The sequence below is a fragment of the Aromatoleum sp. genome (assembly GCF_035254505.1).
In the GTDB taxonomy this organism is placed as follows: domain Bacteria; phylum Pseudomonadota; class Gammaproteobacteria; order Burkholderiales; family Rhodocyclaceae; genus Aromatoleum.
The window spans coordinates 1-20,320 of sequence record NZ_DATFAO010000090.1; the positions used below are offsets into that span (position 1 = coordinate 1).

Annotated in this window: 19 protein-coding genes; 6 read left to right on the plus strand and 13 right to left on the minus strand. The window is 68.2% G+C overall.

The window, feature by feature from the left end; all coding sequences use genetic code 11:
• Positions 1-45 precede the first annotated feature (45 nt).
• The 3 genes from VJ673_RS18225 to VJ673_RS18235 all read right to left on the minus strand — a co-directional run bounded on the left by VJ673_RS18225 (position 46) and on the right by VJ673_RS18235 (position 3,210).
• Positions 46-795 (minus strand): electron transfer flavoprotein subunit beta/FixA family protein, encoded by a 750-nt coding sequence (locus VJ673_RS18225; protein ID WP_324127587.1) that lies wholly within the window; start codon positions 793-795, stop codon positions 46-48.
• 113 nt (positions 796-908) lie between these two features.
• A complete protein-coding gene (locus VJ673_RS18230; RefSeq protein ID WP_324127588.1) occupies positions 909-1,991 on the minus strand; it encodes a ferredoxin--NADP reductase in 1,083 nt (360 codons plus the stop codon).
• On the minus strand, positions 1,972-3,210 hold the full coding sequence (locus tag VJ673_RS18235; protein WP_324127589.1) for an acyl-CoA dehydrogenase family protein: 1,239 nt from the start codon (positions 3,208-3,210) through the stop codon (positions 1,972-1,974). The genes VJ673_RS18230 and VJ673_RS18235 overlap by 20 nt, the downstream gene beginning before the upstream one ends.
• Positions 3,211-3,449: 239 nt before the next feature.
• Here VJ673_RS18235 and VJ673_RS18240 point away from each other — a divergent pair, with 239 nt between their 5' ends.
• The 6 genes from VJ673_RS18240 (at position 3,450) to VJ673_RS18265 (ending at position 11,178) form a co-directional block, all read left to right on the plus strand.
• Positions 3,450-4,454, plus strand: a complete 1,005-nt coding sequence (locus VJ673_RS18240; protein WP_324127590.1) for a WD40/YVTN/BNR-like repeat-containing protein — start codon at positions 3,450-3,452, stop codon at positions 4,452-4,454.
• Positions 4,454-6,904 (plus strand): efflux RND transporter permease subunit, encoded by a 2,451-nt coding sequence (locus tag VJ673_RS18245; protein WP_324127591.1) that lies wholly within the window; start codon positions 4,454-4,456, stop codon positions 6,902-6,904. Before VJ673_RS18240 ends, VJ673_RS18245 begins: the two co-directional genes overlap by 1 nt.
• Positions 6,905-6,918: 14 nt before the next feature.
• Positions 6,919-8,022 carry a 3-ketosteroid-9-alpha-monooxygenase, oxygenase component gene (locus VJ673_RS18250; protein WP_324127592.1) on the plus strand — a complete coding sequence of 368 codons (1,104 nt, stop codon included), beginning with the start codon at positions 6,919-6,921 and terminating at the stop codon, positions 8,020-8,022.
• A gap of 86 nt (positions 8,023-8,108) precedes the next feature.
• Positions 8,109-9,035 (plus strand): LipP1 family hormone-sensitive lipase, encoded by a 927-nt coding sequence (lipP1, locus tag VJ673_RS18255; protein ID WP_324127593.1) that lies wholly within the window; start codon positions 8,109-8,111, stop codon positions 9,033-9,035.
• A gap of 85 nt (positions 9,036-9,120) precedes the next feature.
• Positions 9,121-10,590 carry a flavin-containing monooxygenase gene (locus VJ673_RS18260; protein WP_324127594.1) on the plus strand — a complete coding sequence of 490 codons (1,470 nt, stop codon included), beginning with the start codon at positions 9,121-9,123 and terminating at the stop codon, positions 10,588-10,590.
• Positions 10,591-11,178 (plus strand): NUDIX domain-containing protein, encoded by a 588-nt coding sequence (locus VJ673_RS18265; RefSeq protein ID WP_324127595.1) that lies wholly within the window; start codon positions 10,591-10,593, stop codon positions 11,176-11,178. It begins immediately after the preceding gene.
• Between the two features lie 147 nt (positions 11,179-11,325).
• On the opposite strand, the gene VJ673_RS18270 is transcribed toward VJ673_RS18265, so the two are convergent.
• Genes VJ673_RS18270 through VJ673_RS18315 form a run of 10 tightly spaced genes read right to left on the minus strand, consistent with a single transcriptional unit; the run spans position 11,326 to position 20,295 of the window.
• On the minus strand, positions 11,326-12,528 hold the full coding sequence (locus VJ673_RS18270) for an acetyl-CoA C-acyltransferase (RefSeq protein ID WP_324127596.1): 1,203 nt from the start codon (positions 12,526-12,528) through the stop codon (positions 11,326-11,328).
• 16 nt (positions 12,529-12,544) lie between these two features.
• Positions 12,545-13,018, minus strand: coding sequence for a MaoC family dehydratase (locus VJ673_RS18275; protein ID WP_324127597.1), 474 nt, complete (start codon positions 13,016-13,018; stop codon positions 12,545-12,547).
• Between the two features lie 10 nt (positions 13,019-13,028).
• On the minus strand, positions 13,029-13,823 hold the full coding sequence (locus VJ673_RS18280) for an SDR family oxidoreductase (protein ID WP_324127598.1): 795 nt from the start codon (positions 13,821-13,823) through the stop codon (positions 13,029-13,031).
• A gap of 48 nt (positions 13,824-13,871) precedes the next feature.
• Complete coding sequence (locus tag VJ673_RS18285; protein WP_324127599.1) at positions 13,872-14,327, minus strand: nuclear transport factor 2 family protein; 456 nt, start codon at positions 14,325-14,327, stop codon at positions 13,872-13,874.
• Positions 14,328-14,336: 9 nt separating this feature from the next.
• Positions 14,337-15,221, minus strand: coding sequence for an SDR family NAD(P)-dependent oxidoreductase (locus VJ673_RS18290; protein WP_324127600.1), 885 nt, complete (start codon positions 15,219-15,221; stop codon positions 14,337-14,339).
• A 12-nt stretch (positions 15,222-15,233) separates the two neighbouring features.
• Positions 15,234-16,109: an SDR family oxidoreductase gene (locus VJ673_RS18295; protein ID WP_324127601.1), complete on the minus strand. Its 876-nt coding sequence runs from the start codon at positions 16,107-16,109 to the stop codon at positions 15,234-15,236.
• Between the two features lie 12 nt (positions 16,110-16,121).
• Complete coding sequence (locus VJ673_RS18300; RefSeq protein WP_324127602.1) at positions 16,122-17,285, minus strand: acetyl-CoA C-acetyltransferase; 1,164 nt, start codon at positions 17,283-17,285, stop codon at positions 16,122-16,124.
• Positions 17,282-18,346 (minus strand): acyl-CoA dehydrogenase family protein, encoded by a 1,065-nt coding sequence (locus tag VJ673_RS18305; protein ID WP_324127603.1) that lies wholly within the window; start codon positions 18,344-18,346, stop codon positions 17,282-17,284. The genes VJ673_RS18300 and VJ673_RS18305 overlap by 4 nt, the downstream gene beginning before the upstream one ends.
• 13 nt (positions 18,347-18,359) lie before the next feature.
• Entirely contained in the window at positions 18,360-19,535 is a 1,176-nt protein-coding gene (locus VJ673_RS18310) for an acyl-CoA dehydrogenase family protein (protein ID WP_324127604.1), read from the minus strand.
• A 7-nt stretch (positions 19,536-19,542) separates the two neighbouring features.
• Positions 19,543-20,295: an enoyl-CoA hydratase family protein gene (locus tag VJ673_RS18315; RefSeq protein ID WP_324127605.1), complete on the minus strand. Its 753-nt coding sequence runs from the start codon at positions 20,293-20,295 to the stop codon at positions 19,543-19,545.
• Positions 20,296-20,320: the final 25 nt, after the last annotated feature.

Below are 20,320 nucleotides of genomic sequence, written 5' to 3' on the forward strand. Positions count from 1 at the left end.
TCACGGACGCGTTGTCGTGTTCAGCAATAACCAGGATCGCCATCTTCAGATCACCTTCGCTTCGTTCTTCAGTTTCTCGACGAGCTGCGCGACGTCCGCAACACGCACGCCGGCGCTGCGCTTCGGCGGCTCGGCGACCGACAGGGTCGCCAGACGCGGCGCGACATCGACGCCGAGGTCGGCGGGCTTCACCGTGTCGAGCGGCTTCTTCTTCGCCTTCATGATGTTGGGCAGCCTCGCGTAGCGCGGCTCATTGAGGCGCAGGTCGGTGGTGACCACTGCCGGCAGCTTCATCTCGAGGGTTTCGAGACCGCCGTCGATCTCGCGCATCACGGTCGCGACGCCGTTGCCGAGGGTGACCTTCGACGCGAAGGTCGCTTGCGGCCAGCCCATCAGCGCGGCGAGCATCTGGCCGGTCTGGTTGGCGTCGTCGTCGATCGCCTGCTTGCCGCAGATCACGAGCTGGGGTTGCTCCTTCTCGCACAGCACTTTCAGGAGCTTCGCCACCGCCAGCGGCTGGAGCTCGACATCGGTTTCAACGAGGATGCCGCGGTCGGCGCCAATCGCCATCGCCGCGCGCAGCGTCTCCTGGCAGGCGCCGACGCCGCATGAAACGGCCACGACTTCGGTCGCCGCGCCCGCTTCCTTCAGACGCACCGCCTCTTCCACTGCAATCTCGTCGAACGGGTTCATCGACATCTTTACGTTCGCGATATCGACGCCGGTGCCGTCAGCTTTCACTCGCACCTTGACGTTGTAATCGGCAACCCGCTTCACGGGGACCAGCACCTTCACGATATGTTCTCCAATTCGAAGATTGAGCATTGATGCGCCGCCGGACGGGCAGGCGAGAGCGTGCCGCGAGACCCACTCGGGGCCCCGCTGCGCCCTTCAAACGTATTCAAGAACTACTCGGGAAACTTCACGCGCACGCGCTCGCTCGTCGCCACCGCCTGACAGCTCAGCGTCCAGGCGCGAGCTAGATCGCGCGCGTCGAGTACTTCGTTGTGCCGCAGATGCACGCTCCCCTCCTGTACTTGGCACATGCACGACGCACACATGCCGGCCTGACAGGAGAAAGGCGCGGCCACGCCGCTGCGCAGCATCGCATCGAGCAACGTTTCGCCGGGATCGCAGGCCAGCGTATGTGACTGTCCGTCGAGCGAGACTTCAAGCGTTGCGGCAACGGCGGCACCGTCCGGGACGGCGCTTACCTTGGCGGTGGGGACATCATCCTCGTCCGGCAGTGACACGAATCGCTCGACATGGATGCGCTCGTCGTCCATGCCGATCGCCTCCAGCGCGGCGACCGCTGCATCCATGAAGGGCCCGGGACCGCAGATGAAAGTCTCCGCGCCGCCCCACGCCCTTGCAAGCTCGGCGAGTTGCGCCGCCGCCGGCACGCCCTGTACCGAGTCGAGCCAGTGGATCACGGACAGGCGCCCCGGATGCGCGGCGGCCAGATCCCTCAACCGCTCGCGAAAGATCACCGATTTCTCGTCGCGGTTCGCGTAGACGAGGAGCAGCTTCCCCTGCCCCTGTGCGAGTGCCGAACGCAGGATCGAGAACACCGGCGTAATGCCGCTGCCGCCTGCAAACAGCACGAAGTCACCCTGCAGCGAGCGCGGCGAGAATACGCCGGCGGGCGGTATCGCTTCGAGCACATCCCCCGCGGCGACCTTCTCGCACAGCCAGTTCGACGCCCGCCCGCCGGCGACCCGCTTCACCGTGACGCGCGGCCGCGTATCCAGCGTCGGCGCGCTCGACATCGAATAGCAGCGCAGCACGTTCCGCCCGCCGACCGGCACGCGCAGGGTCAGGAACTGACCGGGGCGGTAGGCGAAGCTCGCGGCGAGCTCGGGCGGGATGTCGAAGACGAAGGACCGCGCATCCGGCGTCTCCTCGACGACTTCCGCGACGCGCAGCGCGTGGAAGCGGGGCTGCGCGGCGCTGATGGCCGGGGCCTCGAGTTCAGACGAAAGGATCTGCATTAGGCATCCCCAGCATCACCATGCCGAACGCGCGGGCGTAGGCGTCGCTGTTGTTGGCGACGTGGCCCCGCGCCTGGTGGATGTCGCGGAACACACGTTCGATCGGATTCGTCTTGTAGAGGCCCGACGCCGCGCAGGCGCGCAGCAGCTCGGCGACGCCCGCCGCACACAGCTTTGGCACGAGCGCGGCCTGCGCGCGCTGCAGCAGGCGCTCCTCGACCGGCATCCGTTCGCCGCTGTGCGCGTATTCGACGATGCGCGCGTAGTTGCGGAAGAGCACGAGCTTCAGCTGGTCGGACGTCATCATCGCCTCGGCCACAACGAGCTGCGCATTCACGTCCTCGGCGGTCTTCGCCCCGTGCTTGCCGACGTGCGCGGCGGAGCGCTCGCGGAAGTGCGCGATCGCTCCGTCGAAGGCGCCGATGCAGGCCGACGACACGGCGCGCTGGAACACCTGCGTGAAGGGGATGCGATACAGCCAGCCGGGATTGGCGGCGCGGCCCGGACAGCCGGCGTCGCTGTGGTCGTTGGTGCGCTGCGTGCGATGCGCCGGGACGAAGGCGTTGTCGACGACGATGTCGTGGCTGCCGGTCGCGCGTAGGCCGAGCACATCCCAGTTGTGCTCGACGCGGAAATCCGACTTCGGCAGCAGGAAGGTCGTATGTTCGAGCGCGTCCGAGCCGTCTGCTTTCGGCAGCAGGCCGCCGAGGAAGATCCAGTCGCAGTGCTCGACACCGCTCGAAAAGCCCCAACGGCCCGACAGCCGGTAGCCGCCCTCGACCGCCTCGGCCTTGCCGACCGGCATGTAGGTCGAGGCGATCAGCGTCGCCGAATCCTGGCCCCACACGTCCTGCTGCGCAGCATCCGGAAAGAGCGGTAACTGCCAGTTATGCACGCCGATTACGCCATAGATCCAGGCCGTCGACATGCAGCCTTCGGCGAGCGCCATCTGCACGCGGTAGAACACCCGCGGATCGAGCTCGAAACCGCCCCAACGCTTCGGCTGCAGCACGCGGAAGAGGCCCGCCGCCTGCATCTCGCGCACCGTCTCGATTGGCACCATGCCGGCGCGCTCGGCGTCGGCGGCTCGTGCAGCAAGACGCGGCGCCATTTCCCTGGCAAGCGCCACGAGTTCGACCGCCTTGTCGGTCATGTACTCCTCCGCGGCGCCCTGCCCCTCGACATTGTTCATCACGCCCATCTGCTCGCTCCTGTGCATGGCCGTCCACCGGACCGTTCCGGCGGGGCTGAACCGTTCATGGCGGCAAGATTTCCACACGCCGTCGAGGCGCTCATCGTCTGAACGGACTAACGCGAACGCACTGCCCACTGCGCGTCGCCCGGTACGTCAATTAACCACTTTGGACGATGCCGGGCCCCGGGCACCGTCGAAGAATGGGCGCCACAACACGGCCATCCGCCATGCAGCGACCGGCCGAATCCCGACGGAGACCAGCCATGAAAACAGTGTTCGGCCTGGGGATCGCCACGCTCGTCGGCCTAGCCGGCGCGTATGCGTTCTCGCCCCGCGACATCCCCCCCCTGCAGGAGACGCGCATCCCGGTCCAGCGGATGCAGATCAACGGCATCGCCCAGACCCGCGCCGGACTCGTCGCCGCGGGCGAGCTCGGCCACATCCTCGTATCCGACGACGGCGGCAAGCGCTGGTCGGACGCCCGCCTCGCCATCGATCGCCAGGCGCTGATCACGCGGCTGGTGTTCGCCGACGACGCCAACGGCGTCGCGGTCGGCCATGAAGGCTGGATCCTGCGCACCGGGGACGGGGGCGCCACGTGGTCCGAAGCCGCGTTCGACGGCAGCGACGGCGAACCGCTGATGGACGCCGCGCGCCTGCCCTCCGGCACCTGGCTCGCCGTCGGCGCCTTCGGCCGCGTGCTGCGCTCCGCGGACGACGGCCGCTCCTGGGAGCGCCACGAGATCCCCAATCTCGGCGACCGCCACCTCAACGGCATCGCCGCTTCCGCCGACCGCAAGCACTGGCTGATCGTCGGCGAATCGGGCCTCGCGATGCGCTCGTCCGACGGCGGCGAGCACTGGACGACGGTCCAGCCCTTCTACGACGGCTCGCTCTACGGCGCGATCAGCGTCGACGCCTCCACCTGGATCGCCTACGGCATGCGCGGCAGCGTCTTCCGCAGCACGGACGGCGGTGCGAACTGGGCGCGCCTGAACGTCCCCGCACCCGTGTCCTTCTACTCCGCCGCGCTCGCGCCGGACGGCGAACTGCTGCTCGCCGGCCAGGGCGGCATCGTGCTCGCGAGCCGCAACGGTGGCGCGAGCTTCAGTCAGATCGGCAAGGACGACCAGGAAAACCTCACCGGCATCCTCGTCCGCAGCGACGGCAGCGTGCTGCTCGGCAGCGACGGCGGCCTGCGCGCCCGCGCCCTCGCCGCGCCCACCGCCCCCGTTTCCTCCCTCCCAACCCGCCAGGAAGCCAGCTGATGACCACCGTCGCCTCCCCCTCCCGCACCGACGCCGTGGTCGCGGTCCTCGCCCGGCTGCTGATCGCCTGGCGCAAGCCGCTGGGCCTCTTCTTCCTGCTGCTGACGCTCGGCCTCGGCGCCTCGGCGCTGCACACGCGCCTCGACCCCGGCTTCAACAAGCTGATCCCGATGAAGCACCCCTACATGGCGGCCTTCCTCGAATACGGGGCGAGCTTTTCCGGTGCCAACCGCATCATGGTCAGCGTGCAGTGGAAGGGCGAAGGCGACATCTACAACGCCGAGTTCCTGCAGGTGCTGCGCAAGGTCACGGACGAGGTGTTCTTCACCCCCGGCGTCAATCGCAGCGGCGTTCGGTCTCTCTTCACGCCGAACGTGCGCTATATCGAGGTCACCGAGTCGGGCTTCACCGGCGACGTGATCATCCCCTCGCGCTTCGAGGCGAACGAGGCGGGCCTCGCGCAGATCCGCTCCAACGTCGCGAAGTCCGGCGAGATCGGCCAGCTCGTCGCCAACGACCTGCGCGCCGCGATGGTGCAGGCCGACCTCCTTGAAGTGAATCCGCAGACCGGCCAGAAGCTCGACTATGCAGAGGTCGCGGGCAAGCTCGAGGCGATCCGCGCCGAATTCGACAACGCGCACATCGACATCCAGATCGTCGGCTTCGCAAAAGTCATGGGCGAAGTGATGGACGGCCTGATGACGGTGGTCGCTTTCTTCGCGATCGCCTTCGCGGTGACCTCGCTGCTGCTGTGGCTCTACTCGCGCTCGTTGAAGCTCACCGTGCTCGCGATCGCCGTCGCGCTCCTGCCGGTGATCTGGCTGCTCGGCCTCCTGCCGCTGCTCGGCACCGGCATCGACCCGATGTCGGTGCTGGTGCCCTTTCTGATCTTCTCGATCGGCGTCTCGCATGCGGTGCAGATGACCAACGCGTGGAAGCAGGACGTGCTCGCCGGCCAGAGCGCGATGCAAGCGGCCGAGGGCGCCTTCCGCAAGCTCGCCGTGCCCGGCACCGTCGCGCTGCTCGCCAACGCGCTCGGCTTCATGGTGATCATGGTCATCGACATCCCGATCGTGCACGAGCTCGGCCTCACCGCCTGCCTCGGCGTCGCGCTGATGATCATGACGAACAAGATGTTCATGCCGATCATCCTGTCGCACCTGCGCCTCGAAAGCATCGCGCTGAAGGGGCCCGCCGAGCACGGCGGACGGCACAGCATGTGGTGGGCCGTCTCCGCGCTGTCGCAGCCGCGCCCGGCGCTGGCGAGCTTCGCGGTGATGCTCGTGCTGCTTGCCGCCGGCACCTGGTACTCGCGCTTCCTGCAGACGGGCGACGTCGGCGCCGGCGCGCCGGAACTGCGCGCCGAATCGCGCTACAACCGCGACAACGCGACGATCATCAGCAGCTACTCGATCGGCATGGACGTGCTATCCGTCTATGCAGAGACGACGAACCTCGAGGAAGCCTGTCTCAACTGGGAGGTGATGAACGCCATCGAGCGCTTCGACCTGCGCCTGCGTGGCGTCGACGGCGTGCAGTCGGTGACGACGGTCGCGGGCGGCGTGAAGCTCTTCGTCGCCGCCAACAACGAAGGCAATCCGCGCTGGGCGGGTCTGCAGCGGGGCGAATCGGCGCTGCGCGCGGGCAGCGGCGCCGCGAACCCGGAACTGGGCCTCAACACCGAAGGCTGCCACACGATCAACCTCGTCGTGTATCTCAAGGACCACAAGGGCGCGACGCTCAAGCACGTCGTCGGCGAGATCGAGAAGTTCATCGCCGAGGAGCACACGCCCAACATCCGCTTCCGCCTCGCCGGCGGCAATGCGGGCGTCGCGGCGGCGACCAACGAGGCCGTCGAGCACGCCGAAGTCCAGATGCTCGCGTCGATCTTCGCCGCGATCACGCTACTGTGCTGGCTCACCTTCCGCTCCTGGCGCGCGGTGCTGTGCGTGATCGTGCCGCTGATCCTCGTCACGATCCTTTGCAACGCGCTGATGGCGCTCCTCGGCATCGGCCTCAAGGTCGCGACGCTGCCGGTGATCGCGCTCGGCGTCGGCGTGGGTGTCGATTACGGCATCTACATCTACGAGCGCATGGCACACGAGATGGACGAGGGCCTGCCGCTGCGCGAAGCCTTCTACGAGGCGATGCGCCAGCGCGGCACGGCGGCGGTCTTCACCGCGGTGACGATGTCGATCGGTGTCGGCACCTGGGCCTTCTCCGCACTCAAGTTCCAGGCAGACATGGGCGTGCTGCTCGCCTTCATGTTCCTCGTGAATGTGCTCGGCGCGATCTTCCTGCTGCCGGCGCTTGCGGTCTGGCTCGACGTGGACCGCCAGCAGCGCCGCGCTGCCGCCCAACCGAAACGTCCGGCCGTCGTAACCGCCTCGCCATCATCCGAACTGGGTATGCGCGAAAAACCCGCGCTTCGCACAATGTCCATGCACTGAACGAGGAGACCTCCATGGCTACATCGAAAGACTACCGGCTCGGCGAATACGCCTTCCCGCGCGGCTGGTTCATGATCGCGGACGCTGCCGAACTCGACACCCACCGCCCGCTCGCGGTGCGCTTCTTCGGCAAGGATTTCGCGCTCTACCGCGGCCGCGCGACCGGCAAGGTCGTGCTGCTCGACGCCTACTGCCCGCACATGAAGACGCACCTCGCGGCGTCGAACGGCACCTCCTACGTCGTGCGCGACGGCGGCGGCACCAACATCGAGGGCGACGCCATCCGCTGCCCCTACCACGCCTGGCGCTTCGGCGCGGACGGCAAGTGCGACGACATCCCCTACCACCAGGGGCCGATCCCGGCGAATGCCTGCGTGAAGTCCTGGACCGTCGTCGAGCGCATGGGCGCCGTCTGGGTGTGGCACGACCCGGAAGGCAGCGCGCCCGAATGGGATCTGCCTTCGCTGCCGCAATGGGACGATGCCGGCTGGGTGCGCTGGAAGATCGACCACCTCGGCATCCTCAACCAGCACCCGCAGGAGGTCTGCGACAACATCGCCGACTACGGCCACCTCAACCCGATCCATGGCTCCATCGTCGAGCGCTACGAGAACGAATTCCGCGGGCACACCGCCGTGCAGCGCCAGTCCGGCCCCCATCGCACGCTCGTCGGTGTCGCGGGCGTCAATCCCGTGCTCGACACCGTCACCACCTACCACGGCCCCGGCGTGCTGATCTCCTACCTCACCGGCATGTTCAACTCGATCATGATGATCGCACACACCCCTGTCGAAGACGGCTCGATCAAGGTCTGGCACGGGCTGATGGTGAAGTCACCCAGCGGCAGCGCCAAGGTGTCGGTCACCGATGTGGTCGCGGCCCGCCAGTTCCAGGCCACCGCGCTCGAAGCCTTCTCCCAGGACTTCGAGATCTGGCAGAACAAGGCCCCCTGCACGAGCGGCCTGTTCATCCCCAGCGACGGCCCCTTCATGAAGGCGCGCCTCTGGTACAAGCAGTTCTACAACCCGCGCGCGATGCGTGCGGAATTCCTCGATCAGTGCGAAGGGACCTACGTCCCGAAGGGCGTCGCGCCCTACTCCGAACCTGCTGCTGTCTGACCTGCTCCTCTCTCCCCAGTCAGCAGTTTTCCCCGGCCTGCCAGTCAGGCCGTTTTTTTGTCCCGACCTGCCCCCCAGGAGCCCCCATGCCCCTCGACCCCCAGGCCCAGGCCGTCGCCGCCGCGCTCGCCGACTTCCCCCAGCCCGACTACGCGACGCTCACGGTGCCCGAATACCGCGCAATGCTCGCGGCCTTCCCGCCCCCGCCGCCCGTCGACGTCCCGCTCTCCGCCGTCGAAAACCGCACGCTGACCGGCGCCGCGGGTCCGCTCCCCTGCCGCCTCTATCGCCCGCAGGCGATCGGCCCGCTCCCCGTCACCGTCTTCTTCCATGGCGGCGGATTCGTCAGCTGCGGGCTCGACACCCACGACACCCTCTGCCGCTATCTCGCCGCCCGCTCGGGCTCGCTCGTCGTCTCGGTCGACTACCGCCTCGCCCCCGAACACCGCTTCCCCGCCCCGGTCGACGACGCCGTCGCGGCAGTGCGCTGGGTGCACGACCATGCCGACGAAATCGGCGCAGAGGCGACCCGCATCGTCGTCGCAGGCGACAGCGCCGGCGGCAATCTCGCCGCGGCTGCCGCCAAGGTGCTGCGCGACGGCGGCCCGGCCATCTGCCATCAACTCCTGCTCTACCCCGTCATCGATAGCGCCTGTGACTCCGCGTCCTTCCGCGAACTCGCGCAGGCGCCGATGCTCACCGCCGAGATGATGCGCTGGTTCTGGCGCCACTACCTGCCGGACGCCGCCGCCGGCAACGACCCGCGCGCGTCGCTCCTCAACGGCAACCTTGCCGGACTTCCCCCTGCAATCGTCATCACCGCCGAGGAAGACCCGCTGCGCGACGAAGGCGAAGCCTACGCGCGCGCGATGGAAGACGCCGGCGTCCGCGTCACGCTGTGCCGCTGGGGCGGCCAGTTCCACGGCTTCGCGAGCCTGCTCGGCACGCTCAACGCCGCGCGCGAGGCGCTCGATTTCACTGCGACGCTACTCGCGAAAGCCCTCGCAAAGTAAGCCACCGTCCTCACCCAAGCGGACGATGTCGTCCCAAAACCCTCGGCCCAGAATGGTCGCAAGACCACCCAGAGGAGACAGCAACATGTCGGAAACACAGCATCGGAAACTCCGCGTCGCCGTCATCGGCGCGGGCATGGCGGGCATCCTGGCCGCGATACGCCTCAAGCAAGGCGGCCGCCACGACGTCGTCGTCTATGAAAAGGCCGACCGCATCGGCGGCACCTGGCGCGAGAACACCTACCCCGGCCTCAACTGCGACGTGCCGGCCCACGCCTACACCTATTCCTTCGCACCGAACCCGGACTGGAGCAGCTTCCTCGCCCCCGGCCCCGAGATTCAGCGCTACTTTGAGAACGTCGTCGACAACTTCGCCATCCGCCCGCTGATCCGCTTCAACCAGGCGATCACCAGCTGCATCCATCGCGACGGCCGCTGGAACATCGAAACCTCCGGCGGGCTGCACGACGAAGCGGACATCGTCATCGCCGCCACCGGCGTGCTGCACCACCCCAGCCCCCCCGCCATCACCGGCCTCGAAACCTTCGCCGGCGACCGCTTCCACACCGCCCGCTGGGACCACTCCGTCCCGCTCGACGGCAAGCGCATCGGCATCATCGGCAACGGCTCGACCGGCGTGCAGATCGTCTCTGCCCTCGCCGGCCGCGCCGCCAAGATCACGCACATCCAGCGCACCCCGCAATGGATCATGCCGATGCCGAACGACCCCTACACCGACGAGCAGCGCGAAGCCTTCCGCCAGAACCCCGCGCTCATCGACCAGATCCGCTACGGCGAGCAATACACCTCGCTCGTCCGCCGCTTCACCGACGGCGTCTCCGACCCCGACTCGACGCAGATGGCCGAGATCGAAACGGTCTGCCGCAACAACCTCGAAGCCAGCGTGCAGGACCCGGAACTGCGCGAAAGACTGCGCCCCAACTACCGCGCCGCCTGCAAGCGCCTCATCTACTCGCCCGACTACTACCAGATGGTCCAGCGCCCCGACGTCGAAGTCGTCGTCGGCCGCATCGAACGCGTCGAACCCGAAGGCGTGCGGATGGTGGACGGCTCGCTGCACGAACTCGACATCCTCGTCCTCGCCACTGGCTTCCACGCCAACCGCTTCATGCGCCCGATGACGATCCAGGGCATCAACGGCGCCGACCTCGAAACCTTCTGGTCCCGCAACCCGACCGCCTACCTCGGCGTCGCCATGCCCGACTTCCCCAACCTCTTCCTGCTCAACGGCCCCACGGGGCCGGTCGGCAACTTCTCCCTGATCGATATCGCCGAGCGCCAGTGGGCCTACATCGAGCAGCTCATCGCCCAGGTCGAATCCGGCAAATGCCGCGCGGTAAACCTCAAGACGGAAGTGATGCAGGACTACGACCAGCGCCGCGTCGAAGCCGCGAAGAAGACCATCTTCGGCTCTGGTTGCGCCAGCTGGTATCTGGATGCGAACGGGGTGCCGGCGACCTGGCCGTGGAACTACGACGCGTTTGCGACCCAGACGGCGGCGCCGAAGCTGGAGGAGTTTGAGTTGATCGGGTGATTGCTGCGCTCGATCATCGAAAACAAGAACGCCCGCGCCTTGTGCCGGGCGTTTTTGTCCCTGGCAGGCGATCTGCGCGGCATGTACGATGTTCCCGTGCAGCAGACCACTCGCCGGTCTGCGCCGATCGGCATGACAGCCAACCAACTCTCCTGCGGCCTCCTGGTGATCAATGAATGCGGTGCCCTTCTTGTCGGTCACTCGACGGGGGCTGCTCATTGGGACCTCCCTAAGGGGCTCATCGAAGCGGGAGAAGACCCGATGACATGTGCCCTCAGGGAGGCACGGGAGGAATTCGGGCTCGACTTCGGTCCGGAGCGCCTCATCGACCTGGGTCGCCACGCATACTATCGGGGGAAAGACCTGCACCTCTTCGCCGTTGGCACTTCCTCCGCCGAGACTCGCCTCGAGCTTTGCCACTGCATCAGCTACTTCGAACACTACACGACGGGGCAACGCGTACCGGAAGTCGATGACTTCGCCTGGGCCGACGATGCGCAGTTGGACACGATGCTCGCGAAAAGCATGCGACGGCTGCTGCTGGACAAGGCCCTACTGTCGCGTGCGCGAAACCTGGTAAGGATTTGATTGAGCCGCCAACGCACGTGCTGACGGAGCGTCTGAACCGCCTGTCGCTTGCGGACAGTGAAGGACGCGTAGTGAATACTTCACTGATGCGGTTCCGGACGAGCCGCATTGAGTCGCAAGGGCTCGTCCGGGGAAAGGCGAAGAACTTCAGCAGACTTGGAACAGACCTGCTGCCCCCATTCCTCCCCCGATGCACATCGACACGACAACATAACGCACCCCACGCCGCCGCCCTTCAAGCAGCGCATGCCCCACCATCCGCGCGCCGGACATCCCGAAGGGGTGGCCGATGGCGATCGCGCCGCCGTTCACGTTCAGCCTGTCGTTCGGGATCTCCAACCGATCGCGGCAGTGGAGGACCTGGCAGGCGAAGGCTTCGTTGATCTCCCACAGCCCGATGTCACTCACCTTCAAATTGTGGCGTTCGAGGAGCGTGGGGATCGCGAAGACGGGACCGATGCCCATTTCGTCCGGGGCGCAGCCGGCCACGGCGATGCCGCGGTAGATGCCCAGGGGGGCGATGCCGCGGCGGTCGGCTTCGGCGCGGCTCATCAGGAGTGCCGCGGAGGCGCCGTCGGAGAACTGCGACGCGTTGCCGGCGGTGACGTATTCGCCTTGCTGCACCCACTGGCCGTCCTTCCAGACGGGTTGGAGCTTGGCAAGGTCCTCAAAGGTGGTCGAGGGGCGGTTGCACTCGTCGCGGGTAGCGACTACGTCCTCGTGGCCGGTCGGCTTGCCTTCCTTGTCGAACAAGAGCTTGTGCGCGGCGAGCGGGACGATTTCGTCATCGAAGAGGCCGGCGGACTGGGCGGCGGCCGTGCGTTGCTGGCTCTGCAGGGCGTATTCGTCCTGGGCGCTGCGCGAGATGCCGTAGCGGCGCGAGACGATCTCGGCGGTTTCGAGCATCGGGATGTAGGCGGCGGGCACGACAGCCTTGGCGGCTTCCGATTGGGCTCGGTAAGTATTCTTGTGCTTGGTCTGCGTCAGCGACAGCGATTCGACGCCGCCGCCGATGGCGATCTTCATCTCGCCGGCAAGGATGTTTTTCGCCGCAACGCCGATCGCCATCAGGCCGGAGGCGCACATGCGGTCGAGCGCCATGCCGGGCACGGTGTCCGGCAGGCCGCCGGTGTAGGCGCACAGGCGGCCGATGTTGTAGGCCTGGGTGCCCTGCTGGACGGCCGCGCCCATGATGACGTCCTCGACGGCGGCGGGCTCGATGCCGGCACGCTCGACGACGGCGCGGACGACGTGGCCGCCGAGCACGGGGGCTTCGGTGTCGTTGAAGGCGCCGCGGAAGGACTTGGCGAGCGCGGTGCGCGCCGTGGAAACGATGACGGCTTCGGTCATGTCGGGTTCTCTCTGCTCAGGAATTGAAGACGTAGCGGCTGATGGTGTCGACGACGCAGCCGGGGCGCTCGCTGCCGTCGATCTCGATCGTGACGCGGACGGTCGATTGCACGGGAGCATCCGCGCCCTCGCCGACGCGCTCGACCTTCAGGACCTCGCCACGGCCGCGGATGCGCGCGCCGACCTTGACCGGCGCGGGGAAGCGCACGCGGTCGCAGCCGACATTGATGCCCATCTTCACGTCGTCGACGCGGATGAGCTGCGGCAGGAAGAGGTTGCCGAGCGCGAGCGTGAGGTAGCCGTGGGCGATGCAGGCGCCGAAGGGGCCGTCCTTGGCGCGGGCGGGGTCGACGTGGATCCACTGGTGGTCGCCGGTCGCGTCGGCGAAGCGGTCGATGCGGTCCTGCGCGATCTCGATCCAGTCAGTCGCGCCCAGGTCGCACCCGGTCGCGGCGAAGAGTTCGTCGGCGCTGGAGAAGACGGTCGTCATCGCGGCCTCCTCAGGCCCGCTGCGAGCTGACCGACAGCACTTCGCCGGTCATGTAGGACGCGTAGTCGCTGGCGAGGAAGACCATCACGTTGGCGACTTCCCACACTTCGGCGGCACGGCCGAAGGCTTCGCGCGACGCGAGCTGGGCGAGGAGTTCCTCGCTGGAGGCCTTCTTCAGGAAGTCGTGCAGCGCGATCGACGGCGACACGGCGTTGATGCGCACGCCATGCTCGGCCGCTTCCATCGCGGCGCAGCGCGTCAGGGCCATCACGCCGGCCTTCGCGGCCGCGTAGTGCGCCTGCCCTTTCTGCGCGCGCCAGCCGAGCACGGAGGCGTTGTTGACGATCGCACCGCGCCGGCGCGCCTCCATGTGCGGCAACATCGCGCGCGTCATGCGGAAGGTGCCGGTGAGGGTGATGTCGAGCACGCGGCTCCATTCGTCGTCGCTCATCTCGGTGACGCGCTTTTCGCCGCCGAGGCCGGCGTTGTTGATGAGGACGTCGACGCCACCTACGCGCGCTTCGGCCGCGGCGACGAGCGCCTGCACTTCTTCCTCGTTCGTGACGTTGCAGAGCTGGCCCCACACCTGCTGCAGGCCGGTCTCGGCCCTGAGGCGGGCGACGGCTTCCTCGAGGCGGCGCGGGTGGATGTCGGAGATCATCAGCGCGCGGCAGCCTTCCTCGGCGCACTTGCGGGCCGCGGCGAAGCCGATGCCGGCGCCTGCCGCGGCGGTGATCAGGACGGATTTGCCGGCGAGGAGCTGGTGGCCGGGGACGTAGGGGGGAGCGGAGGGAGTGTCTTTCACTGCGGGTACCTCGGGGATGGTCGCGGGGTCGCGGGGCGGGCGAACGCTTCAGGCCGGCACGGGCTGGCGCGGTTCGCCGGCGACGGCGGAGATGAGCCGCGTGCGGGTGACGACGATCTTCCAGTGCCCGTTGATGCGGCGGTATTCGTCGGCGTAGACGAGGCCCAGGCGGCGCGTCGCGCCCGTTTCGGCGTCGACGTTGAAGTAGGCGAGCGCCCAGCGTCCGCGTGCGCTGTCGGCGTCGACGAGCTCGATCTCGGGATTCGCGCCGTGGTGGCTGTCGAGCACGCGCGGGTGGCAGGCGAGCGACTGGTAGAGGGCGACGAAGCGGTCGCGGTCCTCGAAGCGGCCGACGCCTTCGTAGTCGACCACGATCGGCCCTTCGGCGAAGCAGTCGCGGATGGATTCGACTTCCTTCAGGTCGCAGGCGTTGAGGTAGCGGTGCTTGAGTTGGCGGATCGCCTCCAGGGCTTCGAGGCGGGCGATGCGGTGTTCGATGTCCATGCGATGCTCCTAGCCGACGCGGGCGGGATGTACGGTTTTCGGGGCGCCGAGCGAGTCGCGCCACGAGGGCGGCTGACGGTCTTCGGTGTCGCGGATGCCGTAGCGCTGGGCGAGTTCGGCGCTGATCAGCGTCTGGCCTGAGAGCATCGCGAGCTCGGGATCGCGCCACAGCGCGTGGATGACGCGGCCGTTGAACTGGGGCGTTTCGGCGACGGCGAGGAACTGCCAGTACTCCTCGCCGCGGTCGCTTCCGGCAAGGGCGCTGCGCTGCGTGAGCTGCGGGCCGAGCCACAGCGAGACGGCCGCGACGTCCCGTCCTTCAAAATCGACGGCCATGTCGGCCGCCATCTTGTCGCAGCCGGCCTTCTGCGCGCCGTAGGCGGGGCCGTGCATGTAGCAGCCGGCACCGTAGGACGAAGTGAAGGCGACCAGCGCCTGCTCGGCGCGCAACAGCAGCGGCGCCGCGTAGTAGCTTGTGACGTAGGCCGAACGCAGGCCGACGTTGAGGATTTCGGCGAGCGAGAGCGGCTTTTCCCAGAAGGGGCCGGGGGCGATCAACGCGTCGTCGATGTGGGCGGCGTTGTTCACGAGGATGTCGAGCCGGCCCTGTTCGCGTTCGATGCGGTCGAAGAGCGCCTGGACTTGTGCGTCGTCGCCGTGATCGCAGCGCACGGCGATGCCCTGCCCGCCCGCGTCCGTGACCGCCTGCGCGCTGTCGAACACCGTTCCGCTCAGCACTTCGCCGCGGAAGCGGCCATCCCCTTCGCTGGTGCTGCGGCCCGTGACGTACACGGTCATGCCCGCGGCGCCGAGGGCTTCGGCGATGCCGCGCCCGACCCCACGGCTCGCGCCGGTGACGAGCGCGACGCCGGCTGTCTTGCTGTTGTCAGTCATCCCGATCTCCCTTCAGCTGCCCCAGACCTTCTGCGCAGGCACCGCCTCGCCGAGGAGCGCCTCCACGGCCGCCCCGGCCTCGGCGGGCGTGAGCCGCGCGCCCTTGTCCTGCTGCGGGCCGGTGCACCATCCGTCGCACACCGAGATGCGCCCGCCCTGGGTCTCGAAGACCTGTCCGCTAACATGCGACGAGGCTTCGCTGCCGAGCCACACGACGAGCGGCGCGACGTTCTCCGGCGCCCAGGCGTCGAAGCCGGCTTCGGGCGCCTTCACGACGTCGGGCATCGCGGTCTCGGTCATCGAGGTGCGGGCCGCCGGCGCGAGCGCATTCGCGGTGACGCCGTAACGGCCGAGCTCGGCCGCCTGCACGAGAGTCAGCGCGGCGATCCCGCCCTTCGCGGCGGAGTAGTTCGACTGCCCGACGGAACCCTGCAGGCCTGCACCCGAGCTCGTATTGATGATCCGCGCGGCGACCGGCTTGCCCGCCTTCGCGAGGTCGCGCCAGCGTTTGCCGAGGATGTTCGCGAGGCAGAAATGACCTTTCAGGTGCACGCGCATGACCTCGTCCCAGTCCTCCTCGGAGAGGCTCACGAACATGCGGTCGCGCAGGATGCCGGCGTTGTTCACGACCACATGCACTTCACCGAAGGCGTCGAGCGCGGCGTCGACGATCCATTGCGCGGTCTCGGTGCGCGTGATGTCGTCGTCGTTGGCGATGGCCTTGCCGCCCGCGGTGAGGATCTTGTCGACGACCGCTTCGGCGGCGTCGCGGCGGATGTCGTTGACGACGACGTTCGCGCCCTCGGCCGCGAAAGCGAGCGCGTAGGCGCGACCGAGGCCACCGCCCGCGCCGGTGATGATGACGGTGCGTCCGTCACAAAGTCCCATGCTGTTCTCCTGTTAAAGCCGTTCGACGATCGTCACGTTGGCTTGCCCGCCGCCTTCGCACATCGTCTGCAGCCCGTAGCGGCCGCCGCTGCGTTCGAGTTCGTGCAGCAACGTGGTCGCGAGCCGTGCCCCGGTAGCGCCGAGCGGGTGGCCGAGGGCGATGGCGCCGCCGTTCGGGTTCGTACGTGCCGGATCGCAGTCGAGTTCGCGCTGCCAGGCCATCACGACGGAGGCGAAGGCTTCGTTGATCTCGACGGCGTCGATGTCGGCCATGCGCATGCCGGCCTTCTTCAGCGCGGCGCGCGTCGCGGGGATCGGCGCGGTGAGGTGCCAGATCGGGTCGTCGCCGAGCACGGTCATGTGGTGGATGCGGGCGCGGGGCGTCAGCTTGTAGCGCTTGAGCGCGGCTTCCGAGACGACCAGCAGCGCGGCCGAGGCGTCGCAGGTCTGGCTCGACACGGCGGCGGTGATCGACGGGAATTCCGGGCCGACCGGTTCGAGTTCGGCCATCTTGTCGAGCGAAGTGACGCGCGGCGTCTCGTCCGTCGCGACGCCTTCGCAGGGCACGATCTCGCGCTCGAAACGGCCTTCGGCGATGGCGGCGAGCGCACGGCGGTGGCTCTCCAGCGCGAAGGCCTCCATGTCGCGGCGGCTCAGCTGCCAGTGGTCGGCGATGCGTTGCGCGGCGTGGAACTGATTCACCGGCGCGTCGCCGAAGCGAGCCTTCCAGCCCTTGCTGCCCGAGAACGGGTCGGGGAAGCCCAGCGGCTGGCCGGCGAGCATGGCGGATGAGATCGGGATCTGCGTCATCGTCTGCACGCCGCCGACAGCGATCACGTCCTGCGTGCCGCTCATCACCGCCTGCGCGGCGAAATGCAGCGCCTGCTGCGAGGAGCCGCACTGGCGGTCGACGGTCGTGCCGGGCACGTTGAGCGGCAGTCCGGCCGCGAGCCATGCGGTGCGGGCGATGTCGCCGGCCTGCGAGCCGATGGTGTCGACGCAGCCGAAGATCACGTCGTCGTAGTCCTCGGCGGGGATCGCGTTGCGCTCGACCAGCGCGCGCAGCACGTGCGCCCCGAGGTCGATCGCGTGGACGTGGGCGAGACCGCCCTTGCGCCGGCCGGTCGGGCTGCGCAGGGCATCGACGATGTACGCTTCGCGGGAAGCCTGGGTCATGCTTGAACCTCGAAAGTGTGGCCGGGGCCGAGTGCGGCGCCGTCGGCCAGGATCGCCTCGGCGAGGCGGGATTTGTGGAAGCCGCGGTCGCCCCAGGACGCATCGAGCGCCCAGGCCCGCTTCATGAACATCTGCAGGTCGACCTCCCACGTGTAGCCCATCGCGCCATGCACTTGGATGCCGTGGCGCGCAGCGAGCCAAGCGGCGTCGCAGCAGGCGAGCTTGGCGTGGGACACGCGCACCGAAGCTCCCGGCTCGCCATGGGCGAGCGCGTAGGCGGCGCGGTAGAGCACGGGCTTCGCGAACTCGATCGCGGTCGCGACGTCGGCGAGGTGGTGCTTGACCGCCTGGAAGCTGCCGATCGGTTTGCCGAACTGCTTGCGCTGTGCGGCGTAATCGACGGCGAGGTCGAGCATGCGCCGCGCGAGGCCGAGCGCTTGGCCGGCGACAGCCAAGGTGCCGCGGTCCAGCGCATCGGCCCACAGCGCGCGCCCGGCTTCGCCGTTGGCGACGCGCGTCGCGGCGGTCGGCGACCAGCTCACGCGGCCGAGCCGGCGCGACAGGTCGATGCTCGCACTCACCGTGACGTCGACCTCGGCGCGCGGCACCGCATGCACTTCGTCGCCGTGTGCGAGGAGCAGCAGGTCGGCCGAACGGGCGTCGGCGACGAGCGGATTGACCGGGTGGCCGACCGCGACACGGATGTCGCCGACGGCGATCTGCGAGAGCCAGCGGTCACGCGCCGGAACCTCGGACGGCAGCGCAGCGACGAGCCCGGCCGCGACGTAGGCGGTGTCCGCGAGCGAGTCGGGGATCGCGTAGTAGCCCAGCTCCTGGGTCATCAGCGCCCAGGCGACGTCGTCCATGCCGAGCCCGCCCTTGTCCTCGGGCACCGACAGCGCGGTGAGGCCCTGCGCCGCGAGCCGGCTTCTCAGTTCGGGCGAACGCCCGGAGTTGCTCTCCCAGACGCTGCGCAGCATTTCGGGAGCCGCCTCGGTCATCAGGAAACGGCCCACCGCGTCGCGGAAGGCGAGCTGATCGTCGGTAAAGGTAAAGTCCATGGCCAGCCTCGGCTTATTTCGGCAGGCCGAGCATCCGCTCGGCGATGATGTTGCGCTGGATCTCGTTGGTGCCGGCATAGATCGAACCGGCCTGTGCGAAGAGGAAGCCGTCGAGCCAGCCTGCGGCGTCCGCATCGGCCGCGTGCGGCGCATCGGTCATCAGCTCGGCGCGCGGGCCAAGGATGCGCATCGCGGTCTCGTGCATCCGCAGGTCGAGCTCGGACCAGAAGATCTTGTTGGTGCTCGCCTCGGCGCCGATCCGCGCGCCCTTCGCGAGGCGCCCGACGGTGTGGTAGGCGGCGAGCGCATAGGCTTCGGTGTGGGTCCAGGCGGAGAGGACGGCGTCGCGGAGGCTCGGATCGCGGTCCGCGGTCGCGCGGTTCGCCTTGTAGAGCTCGACCAGCCGGCGCGCCGTGTATTGGTAGCGGGCGGGCGAGCGCAGCAGCAGGCCGCGCTCAAAGCCGGCCGTGGCCATCGCGACGTGCCAGCCCTCCCCTTCGTCGCCGATGCGGTTATCGACCGGCACCTTCACGTCGTCCAAGAAGATCTCGGCGAAGGCGGGCTTGCCGTTCAGCGCCTGGATCGGACGGATCGTCACGCCCGGCGCGTCGAGGGGCACGAGGAGGTAGGACAGCCCGTGATGGCGGCTCGATGCCGGATCGCTGCGGAAGAGACCGAACAGCCAGTCGGCGAAGATCGCGCGCGTCGACCAGGTCTTCTGGCCGTTGAGCACGTAGTGGCTGCCGTCTTGCGAAAGGATCGCCTTGCTGGTGATCGCCGCCATGTCCGAACCCGCGTTCGGCTCGGACCAGCCCTGCGCCCACATGTCTTCGCTCGCGGCCATCCGCGGCAGGAAGCGGTTGCGCTGGGCCTCGGTGCCGAACTCCATCAGCGTGGGGCCGAGCAGCAGTTGGCCGTTCTGGTTCACGCGCATCGGGGCGCCGGCGCCGTAATACTCCTCCTCGAAGATCAGCCATTCGATGAGGTCGCAGCCGCGCCCGCCGAGCGCTTCGGGCCACATCACCATCGACAGGCGCGCGTCGAAGAGTCGGCGTTCCCAGTCGCGATGCTGCTCGAAGCCCTCGCGCGTGTCGCAGCTCGCGAAGGGCTCGCGCGGCAGGTTGTTCGCGAGCCAGGCGCGCACTTCGGCGCGGAAGGCCCGCTGCTTGGGGGTGTAGGCGAGATCCATGGCGTCCTCAGAACTGGGCTTCGCGCTTCTCGACGAAGGCGCGACGGGTTTCCGCGGAATCGGGGCTGGTGTAGGCCTGCAGCGTGAAGCCCTGCTCCCAGCGGTACTTGTCCTCGAGATTGCCGTCCTCGATGCCGTTGAGCGCCTCCTTCGCGATGCGGATCATCGCGGGGCTCTTCGCGGCGATCTTGCGGGCGATCTCCAGCGCCGCCTCGCGCAGCGCGGCCTTCGGCACGACGCGTTCGATGAAGCCGTAGCGCTCGGCATCGCGCGCGCCGATCTTCTCGCCGGTGAAGAAGAGGTAGCGCACCTTCTGCACCGGGAAGAGGCGTTGCAGATGCGCGCCGCCGCCCATCGCGCCGCGATCGACCTCGGGTAGCGCGAAGGTGGCGCAGTCGGACGCGACGATGATGTCCGCCGCGCCGGTGATGCCGATGCCGCCGCCGAGCACGAAGCCGTGCACCGCGACGACGACCGGCACGGCGCAGCGATGCACCGACTTGAAGGTCGCGTAGTTGCCGGCATTCACGGCGACGATGCGTTCGGGATGGGCGTCGAGTTCCTTGATGTCGACGCCGGCGCAGAAGCCGCGCCCTTCGGCGCGGATCACGATCACCCGCACCTCGGGGTCGGCGCCGAGTTCATCGATGTGCCGCGCGAGCTCGGACCATTCGCTGCTGTCGAGCGCATTCACCGGCGGCTTGTCGATCACCAGCTCGGCGATGCCGTTGTCTGTCGTGGTGTGGAAAGCTTGTCTCACTTGCGTCTCCGGTTTCTGTTTTGGG